Origin of the sequence: Streptomyces sp. NBC_00076, from assembly GCF_045041235.1 — a bacterium.
GTDB lineage: Bacteria > Actinomycetota > Actinomycetes > Streptomycetales > Streptomycetaceae > Streptomyces.
This window is the reverse complement of record NZ_CP108242.1, coordinates 7,169,348-7,192,209: the sequence shown is the minus strand read 5'-3', so window position 1 is coordinate 7,192,209 and position 22,862 is coordinate 7,169,348. Positions and strand designations below refer to the sequence as shown.

21 protein-coding genes are annotated in these 22,862 nt (G+C 70.4%); 11 read left to right on the top strand and 10 right to left on the bottom strand.

What is annotated here, in order from left to right:
* Positions 1-62 precede the first annotated feature (62 nt).
* On the top strand, positions 63-1,460 hold the full coding sequence (locus OHA64_RS32910; RefSeq protein ID WP_405619326.1) for a maltokinase N-terminal cap-like domain-containing protein: 1,398 nt from the start codon (positions 63-65) through the stop codon (positions 1,458-1,460).
* Between the two features lie 32 nt (positions 1,461-1,492).
* Positions 1,493-4,072 (top strand): 1,4-alpha-glucan branching enzyme, encoded by a 2,580-nt coding sequence (gene glgB, locus OHA64_RS32905; protein WP_405619324.1) that lies wholly within the window; start codon positions 1,493-1,495, stop codon positions 4,070-4,072.
* A gap of 76 nt (positions 4,073-4,148) precedes the next feature.
* Here the strand turns inward: glgB and OHA64_RS32900 are convergent, their stop codons facing one another.
* The 5 genes from OHA64_RS32900 to OHA64_RS32880 all read right to left on the bottom strand — a co-directional run bounded on the left by OHA64_RS32900 (position 4,149) and on the right by OHA64_RS32880 (position 9,960).
* A complete protein-coding gene (locus OHA64_RS32900) occupies positions 4,149-6,392 on the bottom strand; it encodes a HelD family protein (protein ID WP_405619322.1) in 2,244 nt (747 codons plus the stop codon).
* A 190-nt stretch (positions 6,393-6,582) separates the two neighbouring features.
* Positions 6,583-6,897, bottom strand: coding sequence for a thioredoxin family protein (locus tag OHA64_RS32895; protein ID WP_405624217.1), 315 nt, complete (start codon positions 6,895-6,897; stop codon positions 6,583-6,585).
* Positions 6,898-6,911: 14 nt separating this feature from the next.
* Complete coding sequence (locus OHA64_RS32890; RefSeq protein WP_405619320.1) at positions 6,912-7,340, bottom strand: MerR family transcriptional regulator; 429 nt, start codon at positions 7,338-7,340, stop codon at positions 6,912-6,914.
* Between the two features lie 102 nt (positions 7,341-7,442).
* Positions 7,443-8,207 (bottom strand): DUF2127 domain-containing protein, encoded by a 765-nt coding sequence (locus OHA64_RS32885; RefSeq protein WP_405619318.1) that lies wholly within the window; start codon positions 8,205-8,207, stop codon positions 7,443-7,445.
* 82 nt (positions 8,208-8,289) lie between these two features.
* Entirely contained in the window at positions 8,290-9,960 is a 1,671-nt protein-coding gene (locus tag OHA64_RS32880) for an MFS transporter (protein ID WP_405619316.1), read from the bottom strand.
* A 178-nt stretch (positions 9,961-10,138) separates the two neighbouring features.
* Here OHA64_RS32880 and OHA64_RS32875 point away from each other — a divergent pair, with 178 nt between their 5' ends.
* Positions 10,139-10,813: a TetR/AcrR family transcriptional regulator gene (locus OHA64_RS32875; RefSeq protein WP_405619314.1), complete on the top strand. Its 675-nt coding sequence runs from the start codon at positions 10,139-10,141 to the stop codon at positions 10,811-10,813.
* A 370-nt stretch (positions 10,814-11,183) separates the two neighbouring features.
* On the opposite strand, the gene OHA64_RS32870 is transcribed toward OHA64_RS32875, so the two are convergent.
* Positions 11,184-12,575 carry a cation:dicarboxylate symporter family transporter gene (locus tag OHA64_RS32870; protein ID WP_405619312.1) on the bottom strand — a complete coding sequence of 464 codons (1,392 nt, stop codon included), beginning with the start codon at positions 12,573-12,575 and terminating at the stop codon, positions 11,184-11,186.
* 181 nt (positions 12,576-12,756) lie between these two features.
* Between OHA64_RS32870 and OHA64_RS32865 the strand changes: the two genes are divergently transcribed.
* Positions 12,757-14,631, top strand: a complete 1,875-nt coding sequence (locus OHA64_RS32865; protein ID WP_405619310.1) for an ATP-binding protein — start codon at positions 12,757-12,759, stop codon at positions 14,629-14,631.
* The gene (locus OHA64_RS32860; protein ID WP_405619308.1) at positions 14,628-15,335 is read left to right on the top strand and encodes a response regulator; all 708 of its coding nucleotides are present in this window, start codon (positions 14,628-14,630) and stop codon (positions 15,333-15,335) included. The genes OHA64_RS32865 and OHA64_RS32860 overlap by 4 nt, the downstream gene beginning before the upstream one ends.
* Here OHA64_RS32860 and OHA64_RS32855 read toward each other — a convergent pair.
* Together OHA64_RS32855 and OHA64_RS32850 are read right to left on the bottom strand one after the other, a co-directional pair.
* Positions 15,332-15,682 carry a hypothetical protein gene (locus OHA64_RS32855; protein WP_405619306.1) on the bottom strand — a complete coding sequence of 117 codons (351 nt, stop codon included), beginning with the start codon at positions 15,680-15,682 and terminating at the stop codon, positions 15,332-15,334. The two genes, OHA64_RS32860 and OHA64_RS32855, sit on opposite strands and share 4 nt — an antisense overlap.
* Entirely contained in the window at positions 15,682-16,011 is a 330-nt protein-coding gene (locus OHA64_RS32850) for a hypothetical protein (RefSeq protein ID WP_405619304.1), read from the bottom strand. Before OHA64_RS32850 ends, OHA64_RS32855 begins: the two co-directional genes overlap by 1 nt.
* Positions 16,012-16,193: 182 nt before the next feature.
* Here OHA64_RS32850 and OHA64_RS32845 point away from each other — a divergent pair, with 182 nt between their 5' ends.
* The 4 genes from OHA64_RS32845 (at position 16,194) to OHA64_RS32830 (ending at position 19,742) form a co-directional block, all read left to right on the top strand.
* Positions 16,194-16,463 carry a GntR family transcriptional regulator gene (locus tag OHA64_RS32845; protein WP_405619302.1) on the top strand — a complete coding sequence of 90 codons (270 nt, stop codon included), beginning with the start codon at positions 16,194-16,196 and terminating at the stop codon, positions 16,461-16,463.
* 109 nt (positions 16,464-16,572) lie between these two features.
* The gene (locus OHA64_RS32840) at positions 16,573-17,949 is read left to right on the top strand and encodes an extracellular solute-binding protein (RefSeq protein ID WP_405619300.1); all 1,377 of its coding nucleotides are present in this window, start codon (positions 16,573-16,575) and stop codon (positions 17,947-17,949) included.
* On the top strand, positions 17,946-18,896 hold the full coding sequence (locus OHA64_RS32835; protein WP_405619298.1) for a carbohydrate ABC transporter permease: 951 nt from the start codon (positions 17,946-17,948) through the stop codon (positions 18,894-18,896). The genes OHA64_RS32840 and OHA64_RS32835 overlap by 4 nt, the downstream gene beginning before the upstream one ends.
* 6 nt (positions 18,897-18,902) lie before the next feature.
* The gene (locus tag OHA64_RS32830; protein ID WP_405619296.1) at positions 18,903-19,742 is read left to right on the top strand and encodes a carbohydrate ABC transporter permease; all 840 of its coding nucleotides are present in this window, start codon (positions 18,903-18,905) and stop codon (positions 19,740-19,742) included.
* A gap of 112 nt (positions 19,743-19,854) precedes the next feature.
* Here the strand turns inward: OHA64_RS32830 and OHA64_RS32825 are convergent, their stop codons facing one another.
* Positions 19,855-20,313 (bottom strand): PPOX class F420-dependent oxidoreductase, encoded by a 459-nt coding sequence (locus tag OHA64_RS32825; protein ID WP_405619294.1) that lies wholly within the window; start codon positions 20,311-20,313, stop codon positions 19,855-19,857.
* 178 nt (positions 20,314-20,491) lie between these two features.
* Here OHA64_RS32825 and OHA64_RS32820 point away from each other — a divergent pair, with 178 nt between their 5' ends.
* Positions 20,492-21,205, top strand: coding sequence for a helix-turn-helix domain-containing protein (locus OHA64_RS32820; RefSeq protein WP_405619292.1), 714 nt, complete (start codon positions 20,492-20,494; stop codon positions 21,203-21,205).
* 134 nt (positions 21,206-21,339) lie between these two features.
* Here OHA64_RS32820 and OHA64_RS32815 read toward each other — a convergent pair whose 3' ends face one another.
* On the bottom strand, positions 21,340-22,329 hold the full coding sequence (locus OHA64_RS32815; RefSeq protein WP_405619290.1) for a helix-turn-helix transcriptional regulator: 990 nt from the start codon (positions 22,327-22,329) through the stop codon (positions 21,340-21,342).
* Between the two features lie 93 nt (positions 22,330-22,422).
* Here OHA64_RS32815 and OHA64_RS32810 point away from each other — a divergent pair, with 93 nt between their 5' ends.
* Positions 22,423-22,821, top strand: a complete 399-nt coding sequence (locus OHA64_RS32810) for a VOC family protein (protein ID WP_405619288.1) — start codon at positions 22,423-22,425, stop codon at positions 22,819-22,821.
* Positions 22,822-22,862: the final 41 nt, after the last annotated feature.

Genomic DNA, 22,862 nt, shown 5'->3' with positions numbered 1-22,862 from the left:
CCGTCCCGCCCGGGGCACGCAGAAGGAACACCCCGACCATCCCGGGGAAAGGACGCGACGCCATGTCGGAAGCCGTCATACGTACCGCCACATCCAGTTCCGGCAGCCCCGGCCTCCTCGCGTCACTGGATCCGCTGCTGCGGGAGTGGCTGCCGCGACAGCGCTGGTTCGCGGGCAAGGGGCGCCCGGTCACCGGGTTCTCCCTGGTGGCCGCCACCGAGCTGCTGCCGCCCACAGCCAAGATCGGCCTCTACCACCTGCTGGTGCGTGCCCACCAGCCGCTCGCCCTGGGCTCCGCGCCCCACCCGGGCGACTGCTACCAGCTCCTGATAGGCGTGCGCGAGGCGCTGCCCCCCAGGCTGGCGCCCGCGCTGATCGGTCACGTCGAGGAGGGCCCGCTCGCCGGACACACGGTGTACGAGGCCCTGCACGACACCCGGCCCGCCGAACTGCTCCTGGAGGCGATGCGCTCCCAGGCCCGCATCGGCGGGCTGCGCTTCGAACGGGACCAGCGGCAGGAGATCCGGGACGGGCTGGTGCCGCGCCTGATGACCGCCGAGCAGTCCAACTCGTCGGTCGTCTATGGAGATACGTTCATCCTCAAGCTGTTGCGCCGGGTCCTGCCCGGCGTCAATCCCGACCTGGAGCTGCCGCTGGCGCTGGCCCGGGAGGACTGCCCCCGGGTGCCCGCGCCGACGGGGTGGATACGGGCGGAGCCGGACGGGGAGTCGTACGTCCTGGGCGTGCTCCAGCCGTTCGTGCAGGGCGCGAGTGACGGCTGGGAGCTGGCGCTGCTTGAGCTGGCCAAGGGCGAGGACTTCGGCGCGGAGGCACGGTCGCTGGGACGGGCCACGGCCGAGGTGCACACGGCACTCGCCCGCGCGCTGCCCACCGCGACCCTCGGCCACACCCAGTTGAACCTGCTGGTCGACGGCATGATCGAACGTCTGGAGGCGGCCACGCAGGCGGTGCCCGCGCTGCGACCGTACGCGCCCGGACTGCGCTCCGCCTTCACCGCGCTCGCCGACCTGGCCGCCGAGGGCCGTACCTGGACCGCGCAGCGCGTGCACGGCGATCTGCACCTCGGGCAGTGTCTGCGCTCGCCCGCCGGGCAGTGGTCGCTGATCGACTTCGAGGGCGAGCCGTCCAAACCGCTCGCCGAGCGCCGGATGCCGCAGCCTCCGGCCCGGGACATCGCGGGGATGCTCCGCTCCTTCGACTACGCGGCGCTCTCCGCCGACCCACCCGCCCCGGGCTGGGCGCAGACCTGCCGGGCCGCCTACTGCTCGGGATACGCCGAGGTCAGCGGCGTGGACCCGCGGACCGACCCGGTGCTGCTGCGGGCCTGCGAGACGGACAAAGCGATCTACGAGGTCGTCTACGAGGCCCGGCACCGCCCGGACTGGCTGCCCGTACCGATGACCGCGATACAGCGGTACGCCACATCCGACCAGATCTGACCGACAGACTTTCGCCGAGGAGGCATTCCCCCGTGACGCCCCGCCCCCCGTCCAGCGGTTCGGATCCGAAGAAGACGGCTGCGAAAGCCGGGAAGAAGACCGAGAGCACGACTGCGAACACGACCGGGAAGAAGCCCGAGAAGAAGAGTGTGCAGAAGAGCGTGAAGAAAGCCGCCGAGAAGACGGTGGCCGGGGAGAGCGCCGTGAAGAAGGCAGTCACGAAGAAGGCGGTCGCCAACAAGGCGGTCACGAAGAAGGCGGTCACGAAGAAGGCCACGGCCAAGAAGTCCGCGCCCGCCGCGAAGAAAACCGCCGCCGAAAAGGCCGCCGTGAAGAAATCCACCACGAAAAAGACCTCCACCACGGCGAAGAAGGTCACCGCCGACACGGTCGCCGCGAGGACGGTCACCGCGGCTGAGCCCGCCGCGTCGCCACAGGCACCCGCCGGCGACCGCGAGCGGCTGCTCTCCGGGACCCACCACGCCCCGCACGAGGTGCTCGGCGCCCACCCGGTGCCCGGCGGGATCGCCTTCCGCGCGTTCCGGCCGTACGCACGGTCCGTGACGGTCGTCGCCGGTGACCTGCGGGCGGACCTGCACGACGACGGGGACGGGTTCTTCTCGGGTCTGCTGCCGCTGCGGGACGTCCCGGCGTACCGCCTCCTCGTGGCGTACGAGGGGGCGGCCCAGGACACCGAGGACGCGTATCGCTTCCTGCCCGCGCTCGGCGATCTGGACCTGCATCTGATCGGCGAGGGCCGGCACGAGGAGCTGTGGCGGGCGCTCGGGGCGCACCCGATGATCCATGACGGTGTGGCCGGGACCCGGTTCACGGTGTGGGCGCCGAACGCGCGGGGCGTGCGGGTGGCCGGCACCTTCAACTTCTGGGACGCCTCCGCGTTCCCGATGCGCTCGCTCGGCGGCACCGGTGTCTGGGAGCTGTTCGTGCCCGGGATCGGCGAGGGCGAGCTGTACAAGTTCGAGATCACCCGGCCCGACGGTTCGAAGACGCTGCGCGCCGATCCGATGGCCCGCCGTACCGAGGTCCCGCCCAGCACGTCGTCCATCGTGACCTCGTCGCACTACGAGTGGAGTGACGAGGAGTGGCTGGCGCGCCGCGCGGACGCCCCCGCGCACGAGGCGCCCTTCTCGGTCTACGAGATCCATCTCGCGTCCTGGCGACCTGGGCTGACGTACCGTCAGCTCGCGGAGCAGCTGCCGGCGTACGTCAAGGACCTGGGCTTCACCCATGTGGAGCTGATGCCGGTCGCCGAGCATCCCTTCGGCGGGTCCTGGGGCTACCAGGTCACCGGCTTCTACGCCCCCACCGCCCGGCTCGGCACCCCCGACGACTTCAAGTTCCTGGTCGACGCGCTGCACCAGGCCGGGATCGGCGTGCTGATGGACTGGGTGCCGGCGCACTTCCCGCGCGACGAGTGGGCGTTGGCGGAGTTCGACGGGCGTCCGCTGTACGAGCACGAGGATCCGCTGCGGTCCGCGCACCCCGACTGGGGCACGCTGGAGTTCGACTACGGCCGCCGCGAGGTGCGCAACTTCCTGGTCGCCAACGCCGTGTACTGGTGCGAGGAGTTCCACATCGACGGCCTGCGGGTGGACGCGGTCGCCTCGATGCTCTACCTCGACTACTCGCGCGAGCCCGGCCAGTGGACGCCGAACGAGCACGGCGGGCGGGAGAACCTGGACGCGGTGGCGTTCCTCCAGGAGATGAACGCGACCGTGTACCGGCGGGTGCCGGGCGTGGTGACGGTCGCGGAGGAGTCCACGGCCTGGGACGGCGTCACCCGCGCCACCCACCACCTGGGCCCGGGCGGCTTCGGGGGCCTCGGTTTCGGACTGAAGTGGAACATGGGCTGGATGCACGACTCGCTCGACTACGTGAGTCATGAGCCGGTGCACCGCAAGTACCACCACGGTGAGATGACGTTCTCGATGGTGTACGCCTACAGCGAGAACTACGTGCTGCCGATCTCGCACGACGAGGTCGTCCACGGCAAGGGCTCGCTGGTGTCGAAGATGCCGGGCGACTGGTGGCAGCAGCGCGCCACCCTCCGCGCCTATCTGGGCTTCATGTGGGCCCACCCCGGCAAGCAACTCCTCTTCATGGGCCAGGAGTTCGCACAGGGCGCGGAGTGGTCCGAGGCGCGCGGCCCGGACTGGTGGCTGCTGGACCCGGCGTACGGGGCGGAGGCCGACCACCGGGGCGTGCGTGACCTGGTCCGCGACCTCAACACCGTCTACCTGCACACCCCGGCGCTGTGGGAGCGCGACACCGACCCGTCCGGATTCCAGTGGGTCGTGGGGGACGCCGCCGAGGACAACGTCTTCGCCTTCCTCCGCCACGACGCGGACGGCGCCCCGCTGCTGGCGGTGTCCAACTTCGCGCCGGTCGTCCGCCACGACTACCGCCTGGGCGTCCCCGACGACGTCCCCGCCTGGTACGAGGCCCTGAACACCGACACCGGGCGGTACGGCGGCGGCGACGTCACCAACCCCGACGCGGTGAAGCCGGAGGCGACGGCATGGCACGGCCGCGCGGCCAGCATCCGCGTGACGCTTCCGCCGCTGGCGACGGTCTGGCTACGTCCGGCATAGGCTGCCGCGCCGTCCCAGGGCGCTCGGTTCCCTGGGACGGCGCGGCAGACGGCACGGCAGGCGGCACGGCAGGCCCTCAGCCGCCCGCCTCCGCCGCGCCCGCGAACGCCTCGGCCAGCGTCGCCGGGAGTTTGTCGGCGTGCAGCACCCCGAGCCGCTGGGTCGCCCGGGTCAGCGCGACATAGAGGTCGCTCGTGCCGTACCGCGCCGGTTCGACCACCAGCACCGAGTCGAACTCCAGGCCCTTGGACTGGCGGGGGTCGAGGAGGACGACGGTGTGCGTCAGGTCGGGCTCCGCGCCCGCCGTCACTCCGTCCAGCCGGGCGGCCAGCGCGCGGTGCAGGTCGCGGGGCGCGATGACGGCGAGCCGGCCCTCGGCGGGGGTCAGTTCCGCCACCGCCTTCGCCACGGCGCCGGGCAGGTCGTCGGTGGCGCGCACCCAGGGTCGTACCCCTGTCGACCGGACCGAACTCGGGGGTTCGAAGCCGGGGTGCTCCGCGCGCACCACGGCCGCCGCCACGTCCATGATCTCGGCCGGGGTGCGGTAGTTGACCCGGAGGCGGGTGTGCTCCCAGCGGTCCTCGACGTACGGTTCGAGGATCCCCGCCCAGGAGCCGACGCCCGCCGCCTCCGCGGTCTGCGCCGGGTCGCCGACCAGGGTCATCGAACGGGTCGGGCTGCGCCGCATCAGCAACCGCCAGGCCATCGGCGACAGTTCCTGCGCCTCGTCGACGATGATGTGCCCGAACGCCCACGTGCGGTCGGCCGCCGCGCGCTCGGCGGCGCTGCGGTGGTCGTCCTCCTCGTGCCGTTCGGCGAACCGTTCGGCGTCGATGATGTCGTGCGCGGACAGGACCTCGGAGTCCTCCTCGTCCTTGTCCTCGAACTCGTAGGTCCGGGACGCGTACGAGACGTCCAGCACGCCCTGGGCGTACGCGATCTGCGTCTCCCGCTCCCGCTCGGCGCGCGCCCGCGCCACCCGGTCGTCCTCGCCCAGCAGCTCGGCCGCCTCGTCGAGCAGCGGTACGTCCGAGACGGTCCACGCCCGGGTCACCGGGCGGCGGATGGCGGCCGCGTCCTCGTCGCCGAGGTATCCCTCGGGCGCGGCGAGGAAGTCCGCGACCAGGCGCCGCGCTGTCACCCTCGGCCACAACTGGCCGATCGCCGACCAGACTTCGGGGTTCTCGGCGAGTTCGTCGCGGATCTGGGTGATGTCGCTCGGGTCGAGCAGGTTGGATCCGTCGTACGGGTCCGTGCCGATCCGCTCGGCGACCATGTCGGTGAGCGTGTTGAGGATGTGGCCCTCGAAGGTCTCGCGCGCCGCGTTGTGCTGGAGCCCCGTGGCCCGGGTGCGCTCGCGGGCCATGTTCACCAGGTCGTCGTCGAGCATCAGGATCTCGCGGTCGTGCTCGATCGCGATCACCGGGTCGGGAAGCGCCTGCCGGTCCCGTACGACGACGGCGAGGACGTCGGCCATGTCGGCACGGCCCTTGACGGCGGCCGCCTCGGGGGTGTCGGTCGCCGTCGCCCTCACACCGGGGTACAGCTCACCGACCGTGGCCAGCAGGACACCGGTCTCGCCCAGGGAGGGCAGCACCTCGCCGATGTAGCCGAGGAAGGCGGGGTTGGGGCCGACGATCAGGACGGCCCGCTTGGCGAGCAGTTCCCGGTGTTCGTACAGGAGATAGGCGGCCCGGTGCAGGGCGACCGCCGTCTTGCCGGTGCCGGGGCCGCCCTCGACCACCCGCACCCCGCGGTGCGGAGCCCGGATGATCTCGTCCTGCTCGGCCTGGATGGTCTGCACGATGTCGCTCATCCGGCCGGTGCGGGCGGAGTTGAGCGCGGCCAGCAGCACCGCGTCCCCGGTCGGGTCCTCGTGGCCGGTGCGGGTGGCGTCGCCGAGGTCGAGGATCTCGTCGTGCAGGTGGGTGACCGTGCGGCCCTCGGTGGTGATGTGCCGGCGCCGGCCGATGCCCATCGGGGTGTGGCCGGTGGCCAGGTAGAAGGGTCGGGCGACGTCGGCCCGCCAGTCGATCAGGATCGGGGTGTGCTCGGCGTCGTCGGTGCGCAGACCGATCCGGCCGATGTGGTGGGTGACGCCGGAGCTGAGGTCGATCCGGCCGAAGCAGAGCGAACCGTCCACCGCGTTCAGCGCGGCCAGCAGTCCCGAGCGCTCGGCGACCAGGATGTCCCGTTCCAGCCGCAACTGCATGGGCGTGTTGCCCTGGGCGAGCGCGTCCGTGACCGAGACCTCGGTGTCGCCGCGCAGGGCGTCCACGCGCGCGTACAGCTCGTCGATGAATTCCTGTTCGCGCTTCAATTCACGATCTGGAAAGTCGGTGTTTGACAATTCCACTCCCGCCCGGATATACTGTGCTCACTAAGCCTCATTCGCGACCAATTCCCGTGAAGTCGCGAACCAGTAAATATACGCAAAGAAATCCCCCGAGCGCAATTGCTCGGGGGATTTCTTCGTATCGAAGGAGCTCGTCCGGGAGCTCGCCGGGGACTCAGAGGACGTCGGCCAACTCCTCCAGGAGCCGCCGCTTCGGCCGGGCCCCCACCATCGCCTTCACCGGCTCACCGCCGCGGAACACCATGAACGTCGGCATCGACAGCACCTTGTACGCGTTCGTGGTCTCCGGGTTGGTGTCCACGTCCAGCTGGACCACCTTGAGCCGTTCGCCCTCCTCCTCGGCGAGGGCGCTGAGCACCGGCCCCATCTGCCGGCACGGCGGACACCAGTCGGCGGTGAACTCCACCAGCACCGGCAGCTCCGCGCCGACCACCTCCGTCTCGAAGTCCGCGTCCGTCACCTCGGCCACACCCGCCGCCTTGATCATCTGAGGTTCCCTCCCAGTTCGCACCCCGGCTCCGGACCCCCCGGAGCCTCCGCATCGGCCGCCAGCTCGTCACGGGCCCGTTCCGCCCTCGCCAGCTGCGCCCCGACCTGCTCGCGCACCGCCCGCAACTCGCCGATCAGCGCGTCGAGCTCGTCCAGCTTGCGCCGGTAGACCGCGAGCGAGGCGGGACACGTGTCGCCCTCCGGGTGACCGGCCCGCAGACACTCCACGAACGGCCGCGTCTCCTCCAGGTCGAACCCGAAGTCCTGCAGCGTCCTGATCTGCCTCAGCAGCTTCAGGTCGTTCTCGTCGTAGGTGCGGTATCCGTTGCCGTTCCGCCTCGCGGGCAGCAGACCCCGTGACTCGTAGTACCGCAGCGTCCGGGTCGTGGTCCCGGCCCGCGCCGCCAGCTCGCCGATGCGCATGGGTCGAACGTAAGCCTTGACGCCGACGTCAAGGCAACACCGTCACTGCCGCGACGGCCGAGGTTTCCCACGCGTCGGCCGCCCCCCCCCTGCGCCGGAGGATCAGTCAGCGGACCCCGCCGACTCCTCCACCTCCAGCAGTGAGGCGCTCCGCCGCTCCTCCTCGAACGCCCCGCGCCCGCCCCGCAGCCCGAACAGCCGCTTGGCGAGCGCGATGTAGACGACGGCGAGGATGTTGAGGACCAGCGTGGCGATCTTCAACCAGCTGATGCGCTCGGTGAGTTCGTAGATCTCCAGAGGGAGGAACGCGGCGGTGGCGACGACGGTCAGGTACTCCGCCCAGCGCTTGACGTACCAGAGGCCGACCGCCTCGACGAGTTCGATCAGCGCGTAGGCCAGCAGCAGGACCGCCACCAGCACCAGGGTGGAGTGCCGGTAGCCGAACGTCTTCTGCAGGCTGCCGACGACCGGCGAGTGGTCGAGGTCGTAGTGGAAGTGGCGGAAGACGGGCCGGAAGACGTCCAGGTACTCGTCGAAGAGCTTGCGGACCGCGTCCCGGGAGTTGCTGAACTTCCACACCGCCACCGCGACCAGCACGATGAACACCCCGCGCACGGCTCGCTCGACCGCCAGGAAGCGCAGGATGAACAGGTCGCGCAGCACCTTGCCGCGCGGGACGAGCGGGGCCCGGTCGGCCGGCCCGGAGCCGTGCGGGGCGCCGAGGGCGAAGTCGCCGCAGCGCAGACAGCGCCAGGCCGCGCCGAGGGCGGTCTCCGCGTGCAGCCGCTCCCGCAGCGCGGCTTCGTCCGGCGCGTACGTCACATGCCCGCGCCGGGCACAGGTCCGCCGGTCCCAGTCGATCTTCATCCCCCGCGTGCCTCCGCATGAGCCTGCCGCACCGGTCGGTCCGGTGCGGCAGGCTAGTTCGGCCGGGTAAGAGTTCGGTGAGTCAGCGGGCGCCGGCCAGTTCCTTCTCCGTCTCCGGCTGTTCGGCCCGCTCGGTCTCCTTGCCACGCGGCAGGAGCAGCGCGACGACGACCGTGCCGACGCCCAGGACCACCGCGCCGATCAGGCTGGTGTGGGCGACCGCGTCCGAGAAGGAGGAGCCGACCGCGTCGGCCATCCGGTGGGCCCCCTGGGCGAGTTGATCGGCCTGGGCCTTCAACTGGGCGGCCTGCTGCGGGTCCTTCGCCCCGGCCGCCTGCGCGGCGACCTTCCGGGCCTGCTCGGAGATGCCCCGCGCGACCCCGTATCCGGCGCCGACCGAGTCCTGTGCGGTGGCCAGGGTCGAGGCGGGCAGCTTGCTGCCGGAGGTCGCGTCGGTGAGGTGGTCGGAGTACGACGTGGCCAGCAGCGAGCCGAGGATGGCGATGCCGAGCGAGCCGCCGAGCTCCAGCGAGGTGTCGTTCACGGCGCCGCCGACGCCCAGTTCGGACTCGGGAAAGGCGCCCATGATGGCGTCCGTGCAGGGTGAGAGGGCGAGCCCTATCGCGAGCCCCAGGACGGCGAGGGGGGCGACGAGATCGCCGTACGACGAACCCGCGTCGACCTGGGTGAGCAGGGCGAGGGCCGCCGTGCCGCCGACCATGCCGGCGGTGACGGTCCACTTCATGCCGACCTTCGGCGTCAGATAGCCGGTGAGGGCCGAGCCGACGAAGACCGCGCCGGCCAGGGGCAGCATGCGCAGACCGGTGTCCAGGGCGCTGTAGCCGAGGACGAACTGCAGGTGCTGGGTGAGGTAGTAGAAGGCGCCGAAGACGGCCAGGAAGAACAGCGACACGGCGAGGTTCGAGCCGGCGAACCGACGGTCGGTGAAGCGGCGGACGTCCACGACCGGGCGCGGGTGGCGCAGTTCCCACACCACGAACAGGGCGAGGCCGACGCCCGCGACCACCGCGGCCGTGATCGCCTTGACGCCCCAGCCGAAGTGCGGACCCTCGATGATCATGTAGACCAGCGAGCCGATCCAGACCACCGACAGCAGTCCGCCGACGTAGTCGATACGCCCCTTCTCGGCGGCCTTCGACGGCGGCACCAGCACCAGCGCGCCGATGACGGCGAGCGCGGCGACCGGGACGTTGATCAGGAACGTGGACTTCCAGCTGTGCTGCTCCAGCAGCGCGCCCGCGAGCAGCGGGCCGGCCGCGATCGCCAGGCCCGCCGTGGCGGTCCACAGCGTGATCGCCTTGGCGCGTTCGGCGCGCGGGAAGCTCGCGGCGAGCAGCGAGAGCGTCGCGGGCATGATCATGGCGGCACCGACGCCCATCACCGCGCGGGCCGCGATGACACCGGCGGAACTGTCGACGAGCGACCCCGCCACGGCTCCGCCCCCGAAGACGAACAGCCCCAGCACGAGCGCCCCACGCCGGCTGTACTTGTCGCCGATCGCACCGAGCAGCAGCATCAGCGCCGCGTACGGGACGGTGTAGCCGTCGATGACCCACTGGAGGTCGGCGCTGGACAGACCCAGGTCCTGGGTCATGTCGGGCGCGGCCACGGTGAGGGCGGTGTTCGCCATCACGATGATCAGCAGGCTCAGGCACAGCACCAGGAGCGCCCACCAACGCCGGGCGTAGGGGCGGTCCATCGTCTCGACCGGTTCGTTCATGACGAGTCGCATGTCAGGGGTCGCCTTCCTCGCGGAGTTCCGCAAGAGTGCCGTATCGCTTGCACATGGATGTGCAATTACTCAACGATGTGCAATGTACGGCGACTGCACAGTGCTGTGCAAATCGAGGAGGTGGAGCCCTGGTGGAGGGACACGGGCTGCTCGCAGACGGGCGTGCAGAATGGCTTGCATGACCACCGGCCCCACCAGTCGCGCCGACGCCAACCGGCGCCGCATCCTCGACGTCGCCCTCGCGGAGCTGCTGCGTGATCCCGACGCGTCCATGGACCAGATCGCCCGCGCCGCGGGAGTCGTACGGCGGACGGTGTACGGCCACTTCCCCAGTCGCGAGGCGCTGATCGGCACGCTCGTCGACGGTGCCGTGGAGTCGGTGGCGGCGGCCCACGCGGCGGGCCGGGACGGCGTGGACGACCCGGCGGAGGCCGTGGCGCGCTCGGTGCTGGCGGTCTGGGAGGTCGCCGACCGCTATCGCATCCTGGTCGCACTCGCCCAGCGCAGCGTGACGATGCAGGGCATCCGCGACCGCCTCACCCCGGTGCGCGGGGCCAGCGTGGAGCTGCTGCGGCGCGGCCTGGAGGAGGGCGTCTTCGACTCACCACTGCCGGCGCCGGCACTGGCGTACGTCCAGGAGCAGACCCTGATCGCGCTGATGGAGGCCGTGAACGACGGCCTGTTGGCAGCGCGGGAGGCGGGCCGCTCGGCCGCGATCACCGTACTGACCGCGGCAGGTGTACCCGCCTCCCGCGCCACCGCGCTGGTGGCGAAGCTGAGCGATGAGGCCGAGGGGGACGTGAGGGCCAAGGTGGCAGGCCAGAACGCCGAAAACGCCGCAACCGCCGAGTGACGGCGAGAGCGGCGTGAGGGCCTGGAAAGCCGGACCGGGCGGCTGAGCTACGGGGGAGTACTCAGCCGCCCGGGGACCAAGGGACGAGCCCGGGTTCAGGCCGGGCCCGGCCCTGCTGTGGGGCCGGAGTGGCGGTGGGCCGGAGTGGCCGGAGGGCGCAGCGGCCGGTGGCCGCGCGAACGAAGGCCTGTGGCCCGGGTGGCCGCGAGGCCGGTGGCCCGGGTGGCCGGTGGCCGCACGACCGAAGGCCGGGTGGCCGGTGGCCGCACGACCGCGAGATCGAAGGCCCGGGTGGCCGCGAGGCCGGCGGCCGGGGACGCCGGTCGGGCGGGGGCCCCGGCGTCGGGGCCCCCGGTGCCGCGCGGCGTCGTCAGGCCTTTGCGAGTTCCTTCTCGCCGCCCTGCTCGGGAAGCTCCGCGTGGACGTCCTGGCCGCCGTCGGCACCGTCGTCCAGGAGCGTCTTCTCGTCGAAGGGCAGGTGTCCGGCGAGCACCTGGTCGACGCGCTCGCGGTCGACCTCCTTCGTCCAGGTGCCGATCAGGAGGGTAGCCACGGCGTTGCCCGCGAAGTTCGTCACGGCCCGCGCCTCACTCATGAAGCGGTCGATACCGACGATCAGGCCGATGCCGTCCACCAGAGCGGGCTTGTGCGACTGCAGACCGCCGGCCAGGGTGGCCAGACCCGCGCCGCTGACGCCCGCCGCGCCCTTGGAGGCGACCAGCAGGAAGAGCAGCAGCGGGATCTGCTCGCCGATCGACATCGGCGTCCCCAAGGCATCGGCGATGTAGAGCGACGCCATGGTCATGTAGATCATCGTGCCGTCAAGGTTGAAGGAGTAGCCGGTCGGAACGGTGATGCCGACCACCGGCTTGCTCACGCCCAGGTGCTCCATCTTCGCGATGAGCCGCGGCAGCGCCGACTCGGAGGAAGAGGTGGACAGGATCAGCAGGAACTCCCGGGCGAGGTACTTGAACAGCATGAAGATGTTCAGTCCCGCGACCACGCGCAGCAGCGTCCCGAGCACGACGAAGACGAAAAGCACACAGGTGATGTAGAAGCCGATCATCAGCACGGCGAGACTCTTGAGCGCGTCCAGACCCGCCGATCCGACCACGGCGGCGATTGCACCGAAGGCACCGATCGGGGCGGCCCACATCACCATGGCGAGGATGCGGAACACCAGTCGCTGGATGTGCTCGACACCCCGCAGAATCGGCTGACCGACCGAACCCATCGCCTGCAGGGCGAAGCCGGCGAGCAGCGCGACAAGAAGGGTCTGGAGAACCTGGCCCTCGGTGAAGGCGGAGACGAACGTCACCGGGATGATCGACAGCGCGAATTCGACGGGCGGAAGCGCGTCGGCCGACACCTGGTCGTGGCCGGACGCCTTGAGGGCCTCGGTCAGGTGCAGCCCGTCGCCCGGGTGCAGGATGTTGCCCACGACCAGGCCGATGGCCAGCGCGACCAGGGACATCACCATGAAGTAGCCGAGCGCGATGCCGCCGACGGCACCGACCTTCGCGGCCTTCCGTACCGAGCCGATGCCCAGAACGATGGTGCAGAAGATGATGGGCGAGATCATCATCTTGATCAGGTTCACGAAGCCCGTGCCCAGGGGCTTGAGCTCGACCCCGAAATCGGGCCAGATCAGACCGACCGCGATGCCGAGCGCCACCGCGCCAATGACGGCGATGTACAGATAGTGGGTGCGGTCCCGCTTGGCTTTGGGTGAGGCAGGTGCCGTATCGGCTGCGCTGGTCACGGAAGGCCCTCCTTGACGACGTCGTCGGCATCACCGGCGTGCGGCTCACGTCCGGGGGATTTGGATGGGGTTGTGTATGGCGGTTCTGCATGGGGGGATGCGGTGACTATCTCCCGTCGTGTGAGGGCGGTCACCCTTCCGTTCATATAGTTCACAATCAGCCAAGAGGCAGACTGACGACATGTACGTCCGTGTCCCGAGACCTCGCAGCCTGGCCGGCCAGCTCTTCGCCATGCAGGCGGTGCTGATCGCGGTCGTCGTCGCCGGGTACGCGCTGTTCACGTACGTCAGCGACCGCGGCCAGGCGGAGGACTCCGCCCGTCGGCAGGCCCTGGCGGTGGCGCGTTCCGTCGCCGACTCCCCCTCCGTACGGGAGGCGATCGGCACCTCCGACCCGACGGCCGAGCTCCAGCCGTACGCGATGAGGGTGATGACGGACGCCGAGGTCGACTTCGTCACGATCATGAATCCGCAGGGCATCCGCTGGACCCACCCCGTGGAGACCGAGATCGGCCAGCACTTCCGCGGCAACATCGCCCCCGCCCTGAAGGGAAGGCCCTTCACCGAGACCTACACGGGCACGCTGGGCGCGTCGGTCCGCGCGGTCACCCCCGTCGAGGACGGCGACCACCGCGTCATCGGCCTGGTCAGCGCCGGCATAAGGGTCGAGGAGATCAGCAAGCGGGTGCAGGGACAACTGACGGCCATGCTCGGGGTCGCGGCCGGCGCACTCGCCCTCGGCGCGATCGGCACGTACGTCGTCAACGCCCGGCTGCGCCGCCACACCCACAACATGAACGCGGCCGAACTGAGCGCCATGCACGACTACCACCAGGCCGCCCTGCACGCCGTACGCGAGGGTCTGCTGATGCTGGACGGACAGTTCAGGGTGGCGCTCATCAACGACGGCGGGCGGGAGTTGCTCGGGGTGGCGTCCGAGGCGGACGTGGTGGGCCGTTCGGTGGCGGAAATTGGCCTGCCCGCCCCCCTCACCGGGGCGCTGCTGGCGTCGGAGCCGCGGGTGGACGAGGTCCACCTGACCGCGGCCCGGGTGCTGGTGGTCAACACGTCCCCGGTGTCGGGCGGCGAGCGCCGGGGAACCGTGGTCACCCTGCGTGATGTGACCGAACTCCAGTCTCTGATGGGCGAGTTGGACTCCGAGCGCGGCTTCACCCAGGCCCTGCGCTCCCAGGCCCACGAGGCGGCGAACCGGCTCCACACGGTCGTCTCCCTGATCGAGTTGGGCCGCGCGGAGGAGGCGGTGGACTTCGCGACCGCCGAACTGGAGCTGGCCCAGGCCCTCACCGACCAGGTGGTGGCGGCGGTGGGCGAACCGGTGCTGGCGGCCCTGCTGCTGGGCAAGACCGCACAGGCCAACGAGCGGGGCGTGGAGCTGGTGGTCTCGGACGACAGCCGCCTGGACGACGGCCTGCTCCCGCCCTCACTCCCCTCCCGTGACCTGGTCACCATCCTCGGCAACCTGATCGACAACGCGGTCGACGCGGCGCAGGGCAGTGTGCCGGCGCGGGTGACGGTGACGGCGTACACCGAAGACCGTGAGCTGGTGCTGCGCGTCTGCGACACCGGAGCCGGCGTCGACCCCGCCCACACGGAGGCGGTCTTCCAGCGGGGCTTCTCGACGAAGCCGGCCGGACCGGGCGGCCGGGGGCTCGGCCTGGCTCTCGTACGGCAGGCGGTGAACCGGCACGAGGGGTCCCTGACGGTGGCGGAGGCCGACGAGGGCGGGGCACAGTTCGAGGTACGGCTGTCGCTGGAGGGCGGGGACGGATCCGAGCGGGTGTCGGAGGGGGCCGTGGTGTCGGGGAGCGGGGTCGTCCCCGGGGGCCGGACTTCTGAGGCTTCCGGGGCCTCCGGGGCTTCCGGGGCCTCCAGTGTTTCTGGGGTTTCTGGAGCTTCTCGGGGCAGCGCGGTTACCGGGGGCAGGGTTTCCGGAGGCGGCGCGACTTCGGCGGGCAGCGCGGTTACGGGGGGAAGTGCGGTTTCCGGGGACAGCACGGTGTCCGGCGGCAACCCGGTTTCTGGAGGCGAAGCATGACGACGACCGAGCAGCAGTCCATCCGGGTCCTGGTGGTGGAGGACGACCCGGTCGCGGCCGACGCCCACGTCATGTACGTCAACCGTGTCCCCGGTTTCACCGCCGTCGGAAAGGCCCACACCGGCGCGGAGGCCCGCCGCGCGCTGGACCGCACACCGGTCGACCTGCTCCTCCTGGACCTCCACCTGCCGGACGTGCACGGCCTCCAACTGGCCCGCTCCCTGCGGGCCGCCGGCCACCACGCGGACGTGATAGCGGTGACGTCGGCCCGGGACCTCACCGTCGTACGGGAGGGGGTCTCCCTCGGAGTCGTCCAGTACGTCCTGAAGCCCTTCACCTTCGCGACCCTGCGGGACCGCCTCGTGCGCTACGCCGAGTTCCACGCGTCGGCGGGCGAGGCGAGCGGCCAGGACGAGGTCGACAGAGCCCTGGCGACGCTGCGGGCGCCAGGGCCCGCAGCGTTGCCGAAGGGGTTGAGCGGACCGACGCTGGAACGGGTGACCGGCGCGCTGCGGGAGGCCGAGGAGGGCCTGACCGCGGCGGGGATCGCCGAGGCGGTGGGCATCTCCCGGATCACGGCACGTCGGTACCTGGAGCATCTCGTGGAGTCCGGCAGGGCGGAACGAGCGCCGGTGTACGGGCAGGTGGGGCGTCCGGAGTTGGTGTATCGGTGGGTGCGGGGAGTAGTGGGGCGAGGGCGTTAGGCGTAGGCATCCTGGGTGCCCTCCGTGTCCGGTGCGGGCAGGCGCAGGCCCCGGGACTCGGCGACGCGCAGGGCGTCGGTCAGGCACTCGGCGAGCCGGATGCCGGCGTAGCGGACCTCGGTGTACGGCGACGTGGGGTCCTCCAGCACCGTGCGGGCGAGGCCGAGCACGTCGACGCCCATGGCCAGTTGCGTGGCCTCCAGCTCGTCGGCGAGGCGGGACACGTACCCGCCGCCGTCCGTGACCAGGTAACACGGATTGCCGCCGGGGGACGGCCAGGGCAGGAGACGGGGTGCTGAGGCGGAGGCCGTCGTGGGGTCCGTGACGTGTCGCGTTGTGGGTTCCATCAGGCGGCCACCTCCTGCGCGCCGATCAGGTGCCGGTCGAGGTCGATCCCGAAGTCGGCGGCGAGGACGAGGGCCAGGCGGCGGTGTTGCTGGAGTGCGGCTTCCTGTTCGAGCGCGGCGAGGTAGGGGCGCACGAGAGCGGAGGCGGTGCCGTCGAGGGTGGTGGGGAGCCCGTACGGGGAGCGGTGGCGCGGCAGGGGGGCGGAGGGGCGTACGGGGGTGAGGTGGAGGCTGGAGTAGGGGTGACTGCGAGGGCGGCGCCGTTTGCCGGTGCCGGGCGCGAAGAGGAGACGCAGCCATTCGAGAGTGCGGCGGATAAGGTCGTGCATGTCGACGCTCCTGATTAAGCGTTGGCCGTGCCCCGGGAGGTCTAGCCACCTCGCCGGGGTCTGTCATTTCGACCATACCGCCAACTGCGTCCCCCCGCACCCCACTGCGTCTTACCGCTACCCACCGCTGCGGGACGCGTCCCAACTCTGCGTCAAGCGTTGGGCTGCGGCACGGTGGAGGAATGAGTGAGCTCCCGCGCTACGAGTACGTGAAACTCGCCGACGCCATCGCGGCGGACATCGCCTCCGGCACGTTGCCGCAGGGGGCCGCGCTGCCGGGCGAGCGAGCCATGACGGAGTTGCACCGCGTGAGCATCGGCACCGTGCGTCGCGCCATCGTCGAACTCCGGAAACGAGGGCTCGTCGCCACTCTGCCCGCCAAGGGGACGTACGTCATCGCAATGCCGGAGCCCTCCGGCGACGCACCCGAAGAGCGCGAGCCGAACACCTGAAGGGGCCCCCACCCCGATATCCACCGCACACGCATTGACCTGACTAGACCACTCCTCTTACGTTCACACGGCAGCCATCCCGGCCACAGCGACGTGCCCGCAGGAGGTCATGCCCGTGCGCCCCACCGCCGCCCGTCCAACTGCCTTACTGATCGCCCTCGTTGCCACCGCCGCCACCGCCTGCGGCAACGGCTCCGGCAGCGACCCTGACACCGTGAAGGTCTCCTTCAAGCAGTCCACGGACAACTCGATCCATGTCATGGACGACTACCTCGCCGGCGTCAAGAAGCAGTTCGAGAAGGAGAACCCCGGCAAGAAGGTCGAACTCGTCCCCATCAAGGCCCCGGACTCGGAGTACTACACCAAGCTCCAGCAGATGCTCCGCTCCCCCAAGACCGCCCCGGACCTGGTCTACGAGGACACGTTCCTCATCAACTCGGACATCACCAGCGGGTACTTGAAGCCGCTCGACCCCTACCTCGCCAAGTGGCCGGACTGGAACCAGTTCATGGACACCGCGAAGACCGCCGCCAAGGCCGAGGACGGCAAGACGTACGGCGTCCCGGACGGCACGGACACCCGCGGCCTCTGGTTCAGCAAGGACATCTTCCAGAAGGCCGGCCTGCCCGCAGGCTGGCAGCCGAAGACCTGGGACGACGTCCTCACCGCCGCCCGCACGATCAAGCGGAAGGTCCCCGACGTCATCCCCCTGAACGTCTACACGGGCAAGCCGGTCGGCGAGGCCGCCACCATGCAGACCTTCGAGATGCTGCTCTACGGCACCGACGACGCCGGCAGCCAGGATCCCCTCTACGACCGGGCGTCGAAGAAGTGGGTCGCCGGAGGCGAGGGCTTCAAGGACTCCCTCTCCTTCGTCGAGACCGTCTACAAGGAGAAGCTCGGTCCGGACATCGAGGACGCCCTCGACCCCAACGTCATGACGAGGGTCCGCGGCGAGTGGCTCCCCAAGGGCAAGCTCGGTATCGCCCTCGACGGCTCATGGCTCCCGCAGGACTGGCTGAAGGGCAGTGGACACGAGTGGCCCGAGTGGTCGAAGGAACTCGGTCTCGCCGCCATGCCCACCCAGCACGGCCAGGCCCCCGGCAAGGTGAGCATGTCCGGCGGCTGGACCTGGTCCGTCCCGGACAAGTCCGCCAACCCCGACCTCGCCTTCGACTTCATCAAGACCATGCAGACGAAGGCCAACGCCCAGAAGTGGTACGTCGCCAACTCGGGGATCGCCGTCCGGAAGGACGTCGCCACCGATCCCGCGTACGCGCAGGCCCAGCCCGGCATCAAGTTCTTCACCGACCTGGTCGCCAGCACCCACTACCGGCCCGCCTACCCGGCGTACCCGAAGGTCTCCACCGCCATCCAGGAGGCGATGGAGGGCGTGACGACAGGTGACCAGCCCGTAGACCAGGCAGCGCGGGGCTACGACGACGCGCTCAAGGAGGCAACGGACAACCAGGTGGTCGAGAAGTGACCACCGCCGCACCTCAGGCGACGGGCCCGGGGGCGGCGAAGTCGCCCTCGGGCCCGCCCCCTTCACCGCCCGATGCCCCGGGCGTCCCCCTGCGCCGCTCCCTCGTCCGTGCCCTCCCCGTCTCCCCCGCCCTGGTCCTGCTGCTCCTCTTCCTCGCGGGCCCGATCGTCTACTGCGTCTGGATCGCCTTCACCGACCTCCAGCTCACCGGCCAGGCCGAGTCGTCGTTCGTCGGCCTGGAGAACTTCCGTACGGCGTTCCAGGACGAGGAGTTCCTCAACGCCGTATGGCTGACGCTGGTGTTCACGGTCGTGTCGTCCCTGATCGGGCAGAACACGCTCGGGCTGGCGCTCGCCTCCCTCATGCGGCGCGCCTCGAAACCGGTCCGCACGCTGACCGGCGGGATCGTGATCACGGCGTGGGTGTTGCCGGAGGTGGTCGCCGGTTTCCTGCTCTACGCCTTCTTCCGCCGCGAGGGCACCCTCAACGCCATCCTGGACTGGCTCCATCTTCCGTCCCAGAACTGGCTGTTCACGCTTCCGATCCTCGCGGTGTCCTTCGCGAACGTGTGGCGGGGGACGGCCTTCTCGATGCTGGTCTACTCGGCGGCCCTGAACGAGATCCCCCAGGAGGTCACCGAGGCGGCAGAGGTCGACGGGGCCGGCGGCTGGCGCCGTATGTGGCACATCACGCTGCCGATGATCCGCCGTTCCATCGGGACGAACCTGATGCTGAACACCCTCCAGACCCTGTCCGTCTTCGGGCTCATCTGGGTGATGACCAGGGGCGGCCCGGGCGACAAGAGCCAGACGCTCCCCCTCTTCATGTACGAACAGGCCTTCCAGAACAGCATGATCGGCTACGGCACGGCCGTGGCCCTCCTTCTGCTGCTGGTCGGCTCCCTGTTCTCCCTCATCTACCTGCGCCTGCTGCGGACGGAGGTCTGACGACCCATGGCACTCACGCTCTCCTCCCGCCGCCGCAGCCGCCGGCTGGCCGCCGACGCGGGACTGCTCGCCTTCGCCGCCGCCTTCGCGCTGCCGCTGGCCTGGGTGGTCCTGTCGTCCCTGGACCCGCACGCCGGCCTCGGGGTGAAGGCGCCCGACGGCCTCACCCTGGGCAACTTCGACGCGATCCTGACGTCCGACATCACCTTCACCCCGCTGCTGAACAGCCTGATCCTGTGCGGGGGCGCGACCGGGCTGACGGTGGTGTGCGCGGCGCTCGCGGCGTACCCCCTGTCCCGCTTCAGGTCCCGCCTGAACCGCCCGTTCCTGCTCACCATCCTCTTCGCGACCAGCCTGCCGATCACGGCGATCATGGTTCCGGTGTACGCGCTGTTCGTCCAGGTGGACCTGATCGACACCATGCAGGGCACGATCTTCTTCTTCGCCGCCTCCCAACTCCCGTTCGCCATCTGGCTGATGAAGAACTTCATGGACGGCGTGCCGAAGGAGCTGGAGGAAGCGGCCTGGACGGACGGCGCGTCCTCGCTCCAGTCGCTCGTCCGGATCGTGCTCCCGCTCATGGGGCCGGGAGTATCCGTCGTGACGGTGTTCTCCTTCGTCATGATGTGGGGGAACTTCTTCGTCCCGTTCATGCTGCTGCTGACTCCGGATCAGATGCCGGCCTCCGTGAGCATCAACGAGTTCTTCGGAAACCGCGGAATGGTGGCGTACGGCCAACTCGCGGCGTTCTCCGTCGTCTACTCGACGCCGGTGATCCTTCTCTACGTCCTGATCGCCCGCCGACTGGGAGGAGGCTTCGCGCTGGGCGGCGCGGTCAAGGGGTGAGCACGGCCGGGGGCAGAGCGGCCGGGGCAGCACGGCAGGCGGCAGCGCGGCAGGGATTGAGCCCTGCCCGCACGTCACGCCTCCGGCGGCACGTCACCCCTCAGCCGGCACGTCACGCCTCCGGCAGCACTCCGGGCCGGAACGGCTCCACCCCCACCACCCGGCGCACCCGCTCCGGCTCGATCAGCAGCATCACCCGCCGCTCCCCCGGGAGCAGCCACGGGTACCGCTCCTCGCCGATGTACTTCTGGGTGAGGCGGTCCATGGAGCGTTCCGCCTCCTCGCCCTCGACGAAACGGACGACCCGGCCCCGGATCTCCACGCGGTCGTAGGGGTTGTCGGGGTCGTGGTGGGAGAGGGAAACGTTCGGATTGCGCCGCAGGTTCTCCTCCTTCACACGGCCGATCGCCGTGTTGACCATGACGTACTCACCTTCGATGTCCGCCCACATGGGCGAGACCTGCGGTGCTCCGTCGGCGCCGACTGTCGCGAGGTGCCAGAAGTTGGGCGCCTCCAGACGCTCGCGAATATGCCCCTCTACCTTGCCATTTGCCTCGTGCACGAAAGCCACGCTCCTTCCGGGCGCCCGTCCGGGTGCCCTCCGCGGCCCTCCCTACCAGCCACGGGCCCGGCGACAGACGATCTTCGGCCACCTCGAACCCACGGCCGAAACCGTATGTTCCTACAATCTGTGATCCTGGCCGAACTGACCGTAGTCACCGCTCGTCCGCGCCCCTAGCTTGTGGCCCGTGCGCCGACCCCCACAGCCGAATCCGCCCAGCCCACCGCCGCCTCCCCTGTTCGACGCTCCCGCTGCCCGCAGACTCCGGACCGCTCTCGGAATGGGGCCCGAACATGTCGCCTACGGCATGCGTGTCTCGTACGGGCTCCCCTATGTGACCCCCGGCCTCGTGATCGCCTGGGAGCGCGGGATCGCCTCTCCCTCCCACCCCGAACTCATCGGACTCTCAGGGGTGTTGTGGTGCTCCCCCGGTGAACTCGTCGGCAGACCACGCACCCTGCGCGAGCACCGGCTCTCCCGCGGGTTCGCGCCCGAGGACGTGGCGCGTGCCGTCGGGCTCGAACTCCTCGCGTATCTCGGCATGGAGGAGCACGACGAGTGGCGCGGCACCGGCCGGCAGTCGTCCGCGCTGGCCGACCTGCTGGACCTCTCGCTGCCCGACTTCGTGACCGTCACGGGCCGCGAGCCGAAGCTGGCCGGGCTGCTGCGCGACGCCATGACGACCCGGTGGCAGGCGTACGTCCGTCCGGTCGCGAAGATCGTGCCGCTGGGCCGGCGGCTCCTGGAGGACAGCCTCAGGAAGCTGCACCGGCAGTACCAGGGGCAGACGGTCTCCACGCTCGGCTGGGGCCGCGGCCGCGACGCCGGTGACACCGGGCAGGACTTCCTGGACCGGGTGGTCGACCACTTCTGGACCACGGTCCAGGACAACACCGGCTAGCGGCTCCGGAGGGCCGGTCCGCAAGGGCGGGTCCGGAAAGCCGGCCGGGAAGGCGGGTCCGGAAGAACGGGCCCGCAAGAACGGCTCGGAAGGCGGGCCCAGGTGTGCCATCTCACGACATTGGTTCCTCGCGGTCAGGCTTGGCGAGCGTAGGACGCAAGGCGATCGGTCAGCGCGGTGACGAGTTCGCGCAGTTCATCGGGGCGCTCGATGACGAACGGCCGGTCGAGTGAGGCGAGTACTGGAGGCAACCAGTCGAGCCGCTCCGCCCGCAGTTCGACGCGCAGCCAGCGCTCGGTCGCCCGGTCCTCGCCTGCCGCGGGCTCGTGCTCCTCCAGGCTCGCGACGCCGGCGGGAAGGTGGGCGCGGATCTGCTCAACTGTCCCGTGGATCCGCAAGGTCACCTCATGCCTGTACTCGGCCGAGGCGAACGCTGACAACACGCGCTGTGCCGGACCGGGACCCACGGGCGCTTCGAATGAGCCGGGCAGGGTCCGCGCGTCCGCGATGCGATCGAGCCGGAAGGTTCGGTCCTCGCCGATCCGGGCGTCCTTGCCCGTGACGTACCACCGGCCCGCATGGGCGACGATCCCGTACGCGTGCAGCATGCGTTCGCTGCGCCGTCCGTCGCGGTCGGTGTAGCGGATCGAGACGGGTCGGCGGTGGCGCACCGCATCGGCGATGGTGAGCAGGACCCCGGCGTCCGGGGTGTCGAACTCTGCGGGCTGTTCCGTGAAGGCGAGGGATTCCAGGAGTGTGTCGAGGCGGCGGGCGATGTGCTTGGGCAGCACCCGCCGGATCTTCGCCGATGCCGTCTCGTTTGCCGTGTGCTGCGTCGTCGTCAGCCCTGCCCGGCGGCCGGCGACCAGGCCGAGCAACACGGCCAGCGCCTCGTCGTCGCTGAGCATGAGCGGAGGCAAGCGGTACCCGGGAGCGAGCCGGTACCCGCCGTAGCGGCCGCGCACCGATTCCACGGGCACATCCAGTTCGATCAGCTGGTCCACATAACGCCGCACGGTGCGCCCTTCGACGCCCAGCCGGTCGGCCAGTTCGGCCACCGTCCGGGTGCCGCCCGACTGCAGCAGCTCCAGGAGTGTCAGCACGCGGGCAGTGGGTCGGGGCATGTGCACAACCTAACGCGAATACAGGACCGATTCTGTCCCCTATTTCTCCTAGCCTGCGACGTGCACGCCTCCAGCACAGCCAAGGAGATCCCCATGCAGTTCGTCTCGATCCGCATCATCACCAGCGACGTAGCGCGCCTCGTCGAGTTCTACGAGCGAGCCACAGGGGCGCGGGCGACGTGGGCCACCGAAGACTTCGCCGAACTCAAGACCGCGGGCGCCACCCTCGCGATCGCCGGCACCCGCACCGTCCCGCTGTTCGCCCCGGGCTCTGCCCGCCCGGCGGACAACCACAGCGTGATCACCGAGTTCCTCGTCGACGACGTGGACCGCGTTCACCAGAACCTGACCGGCTTCGTCACCGACTTCGTCACCAAGCCCACGACGATGCCCTGGGGCAACCGGTCGCTGCTGTTCCGCGACCCCGACGGCAACCTCGTCAACTTCTTCACCCCCGTCACCCCAGCGGCCATCGAAAAGTTCGCACGCTGACGCCACGCACAGCCGCTCACGCGGGAGCCCTGAGATCCCAG

Excerpts from the sequence above, each read along its gene's own strand:
- OHA64_RS32855 (WP_405619306.1), bottom strand. The coding sequence starts at position 15,682 with ATGGAACCCACAACGCGACACGTCACGGACCCCACGACGGCCTCCGCC.
- OHA64_RS32860 (WP_405619308.1), top strand. The coding sequence starts at position 14,628 with ATGACGACGACCGAGCAGCAGTCCATCCGGGTCCTGGTGGTGGAGGAC.
- OHA64_RS32890 (WP_405619320.1), bottom strand. The coding sequence starts at position 7,340 with ATGCGCATCGGCGAGCTGGCGGCGCGGGCCGGGACCACGACCCGGACG.
- OHA64_RS32840 (WP_405619300.1), top strand. The coding sequence starts at position 16,573 with ATGCCCGTGCGCCCCACCGCCGCCCGTCCAACTGCCTTACTGATCGCC.
- OHA64_RS32910 (WP_405619326.1), top strand. The coding sequence starts at position 63 with ATGTCGGAAGCCGTCATACGTACCGCCACATCCAGTTCCGGCAGCCCC.
- OHA64_RS32885 (WP_405619318.1), bottom strand. The coding sequence starts at position 8,207 with ATGAAGATCGACTGGGACCGGCGGACCTGTGCCCGGCGCGGGCATGTG.
- OHA64_RS32850 (WP_405619304.1), bottom strand. The coding sequence starts at position 16,011 with ATGCACGACCTTATCCGCCGCACTCTCGAATGGCTGCGTCTCCTCTTC.
- OHA64_RS32810 (WP_405619288.1), top strand. The coding sequence starts at position 22,423 with ATGCAGTTCGTCTCGATCCGCATCATCACCAGCGACGTAGCGCGCCTC.
- OHA64_RS32815 (WP_405619290.1), bottom strand. The coding sequence starts at position 22,329 with ATGCCCCGACCCACTGCCCGCGTGCTGACACTCCTGGAGCTGCTGCAG.
- OHA64_RS32830 (WP_405619296.1), top strand. The coding sequence starts at position 18,903 with ATGGCACTCACGCTCTCCTCCCGCCGCCGCAGCCGCCGGCTGGCCGCC.
- OHA64_RS32845 (WP_405619302.1), top strand. The coding sequence starts at position 16,194 with ATGAGTGAGCTCCCGCGCTACGAGTACGTGAAACTCGCCGACGCCATC.
- OHA64_RS32865 (WP_405619310.1), top strand. The coding sequence starts at position 12,757 with ATGTACGTCCGTGTCCCGAGACCTCGCAGCCTGGCCGGCCAGCTCTTC.
- OHA64_RS32875 (WP_405619314.1), top strand. The coding sequence starts at position 10,139 with ATGACCACCGGCCCCACCAGTCGCGCCGACGCCAACCGGCGCCGCATC.
- OHA64_RS32880 (WP_405619316.1), bottom strand. The coding sequence starts at position 9,960 with ATGCGACTCGTCATGAACGAACCGGTCGAGACGATGGACCGCCCCTAC.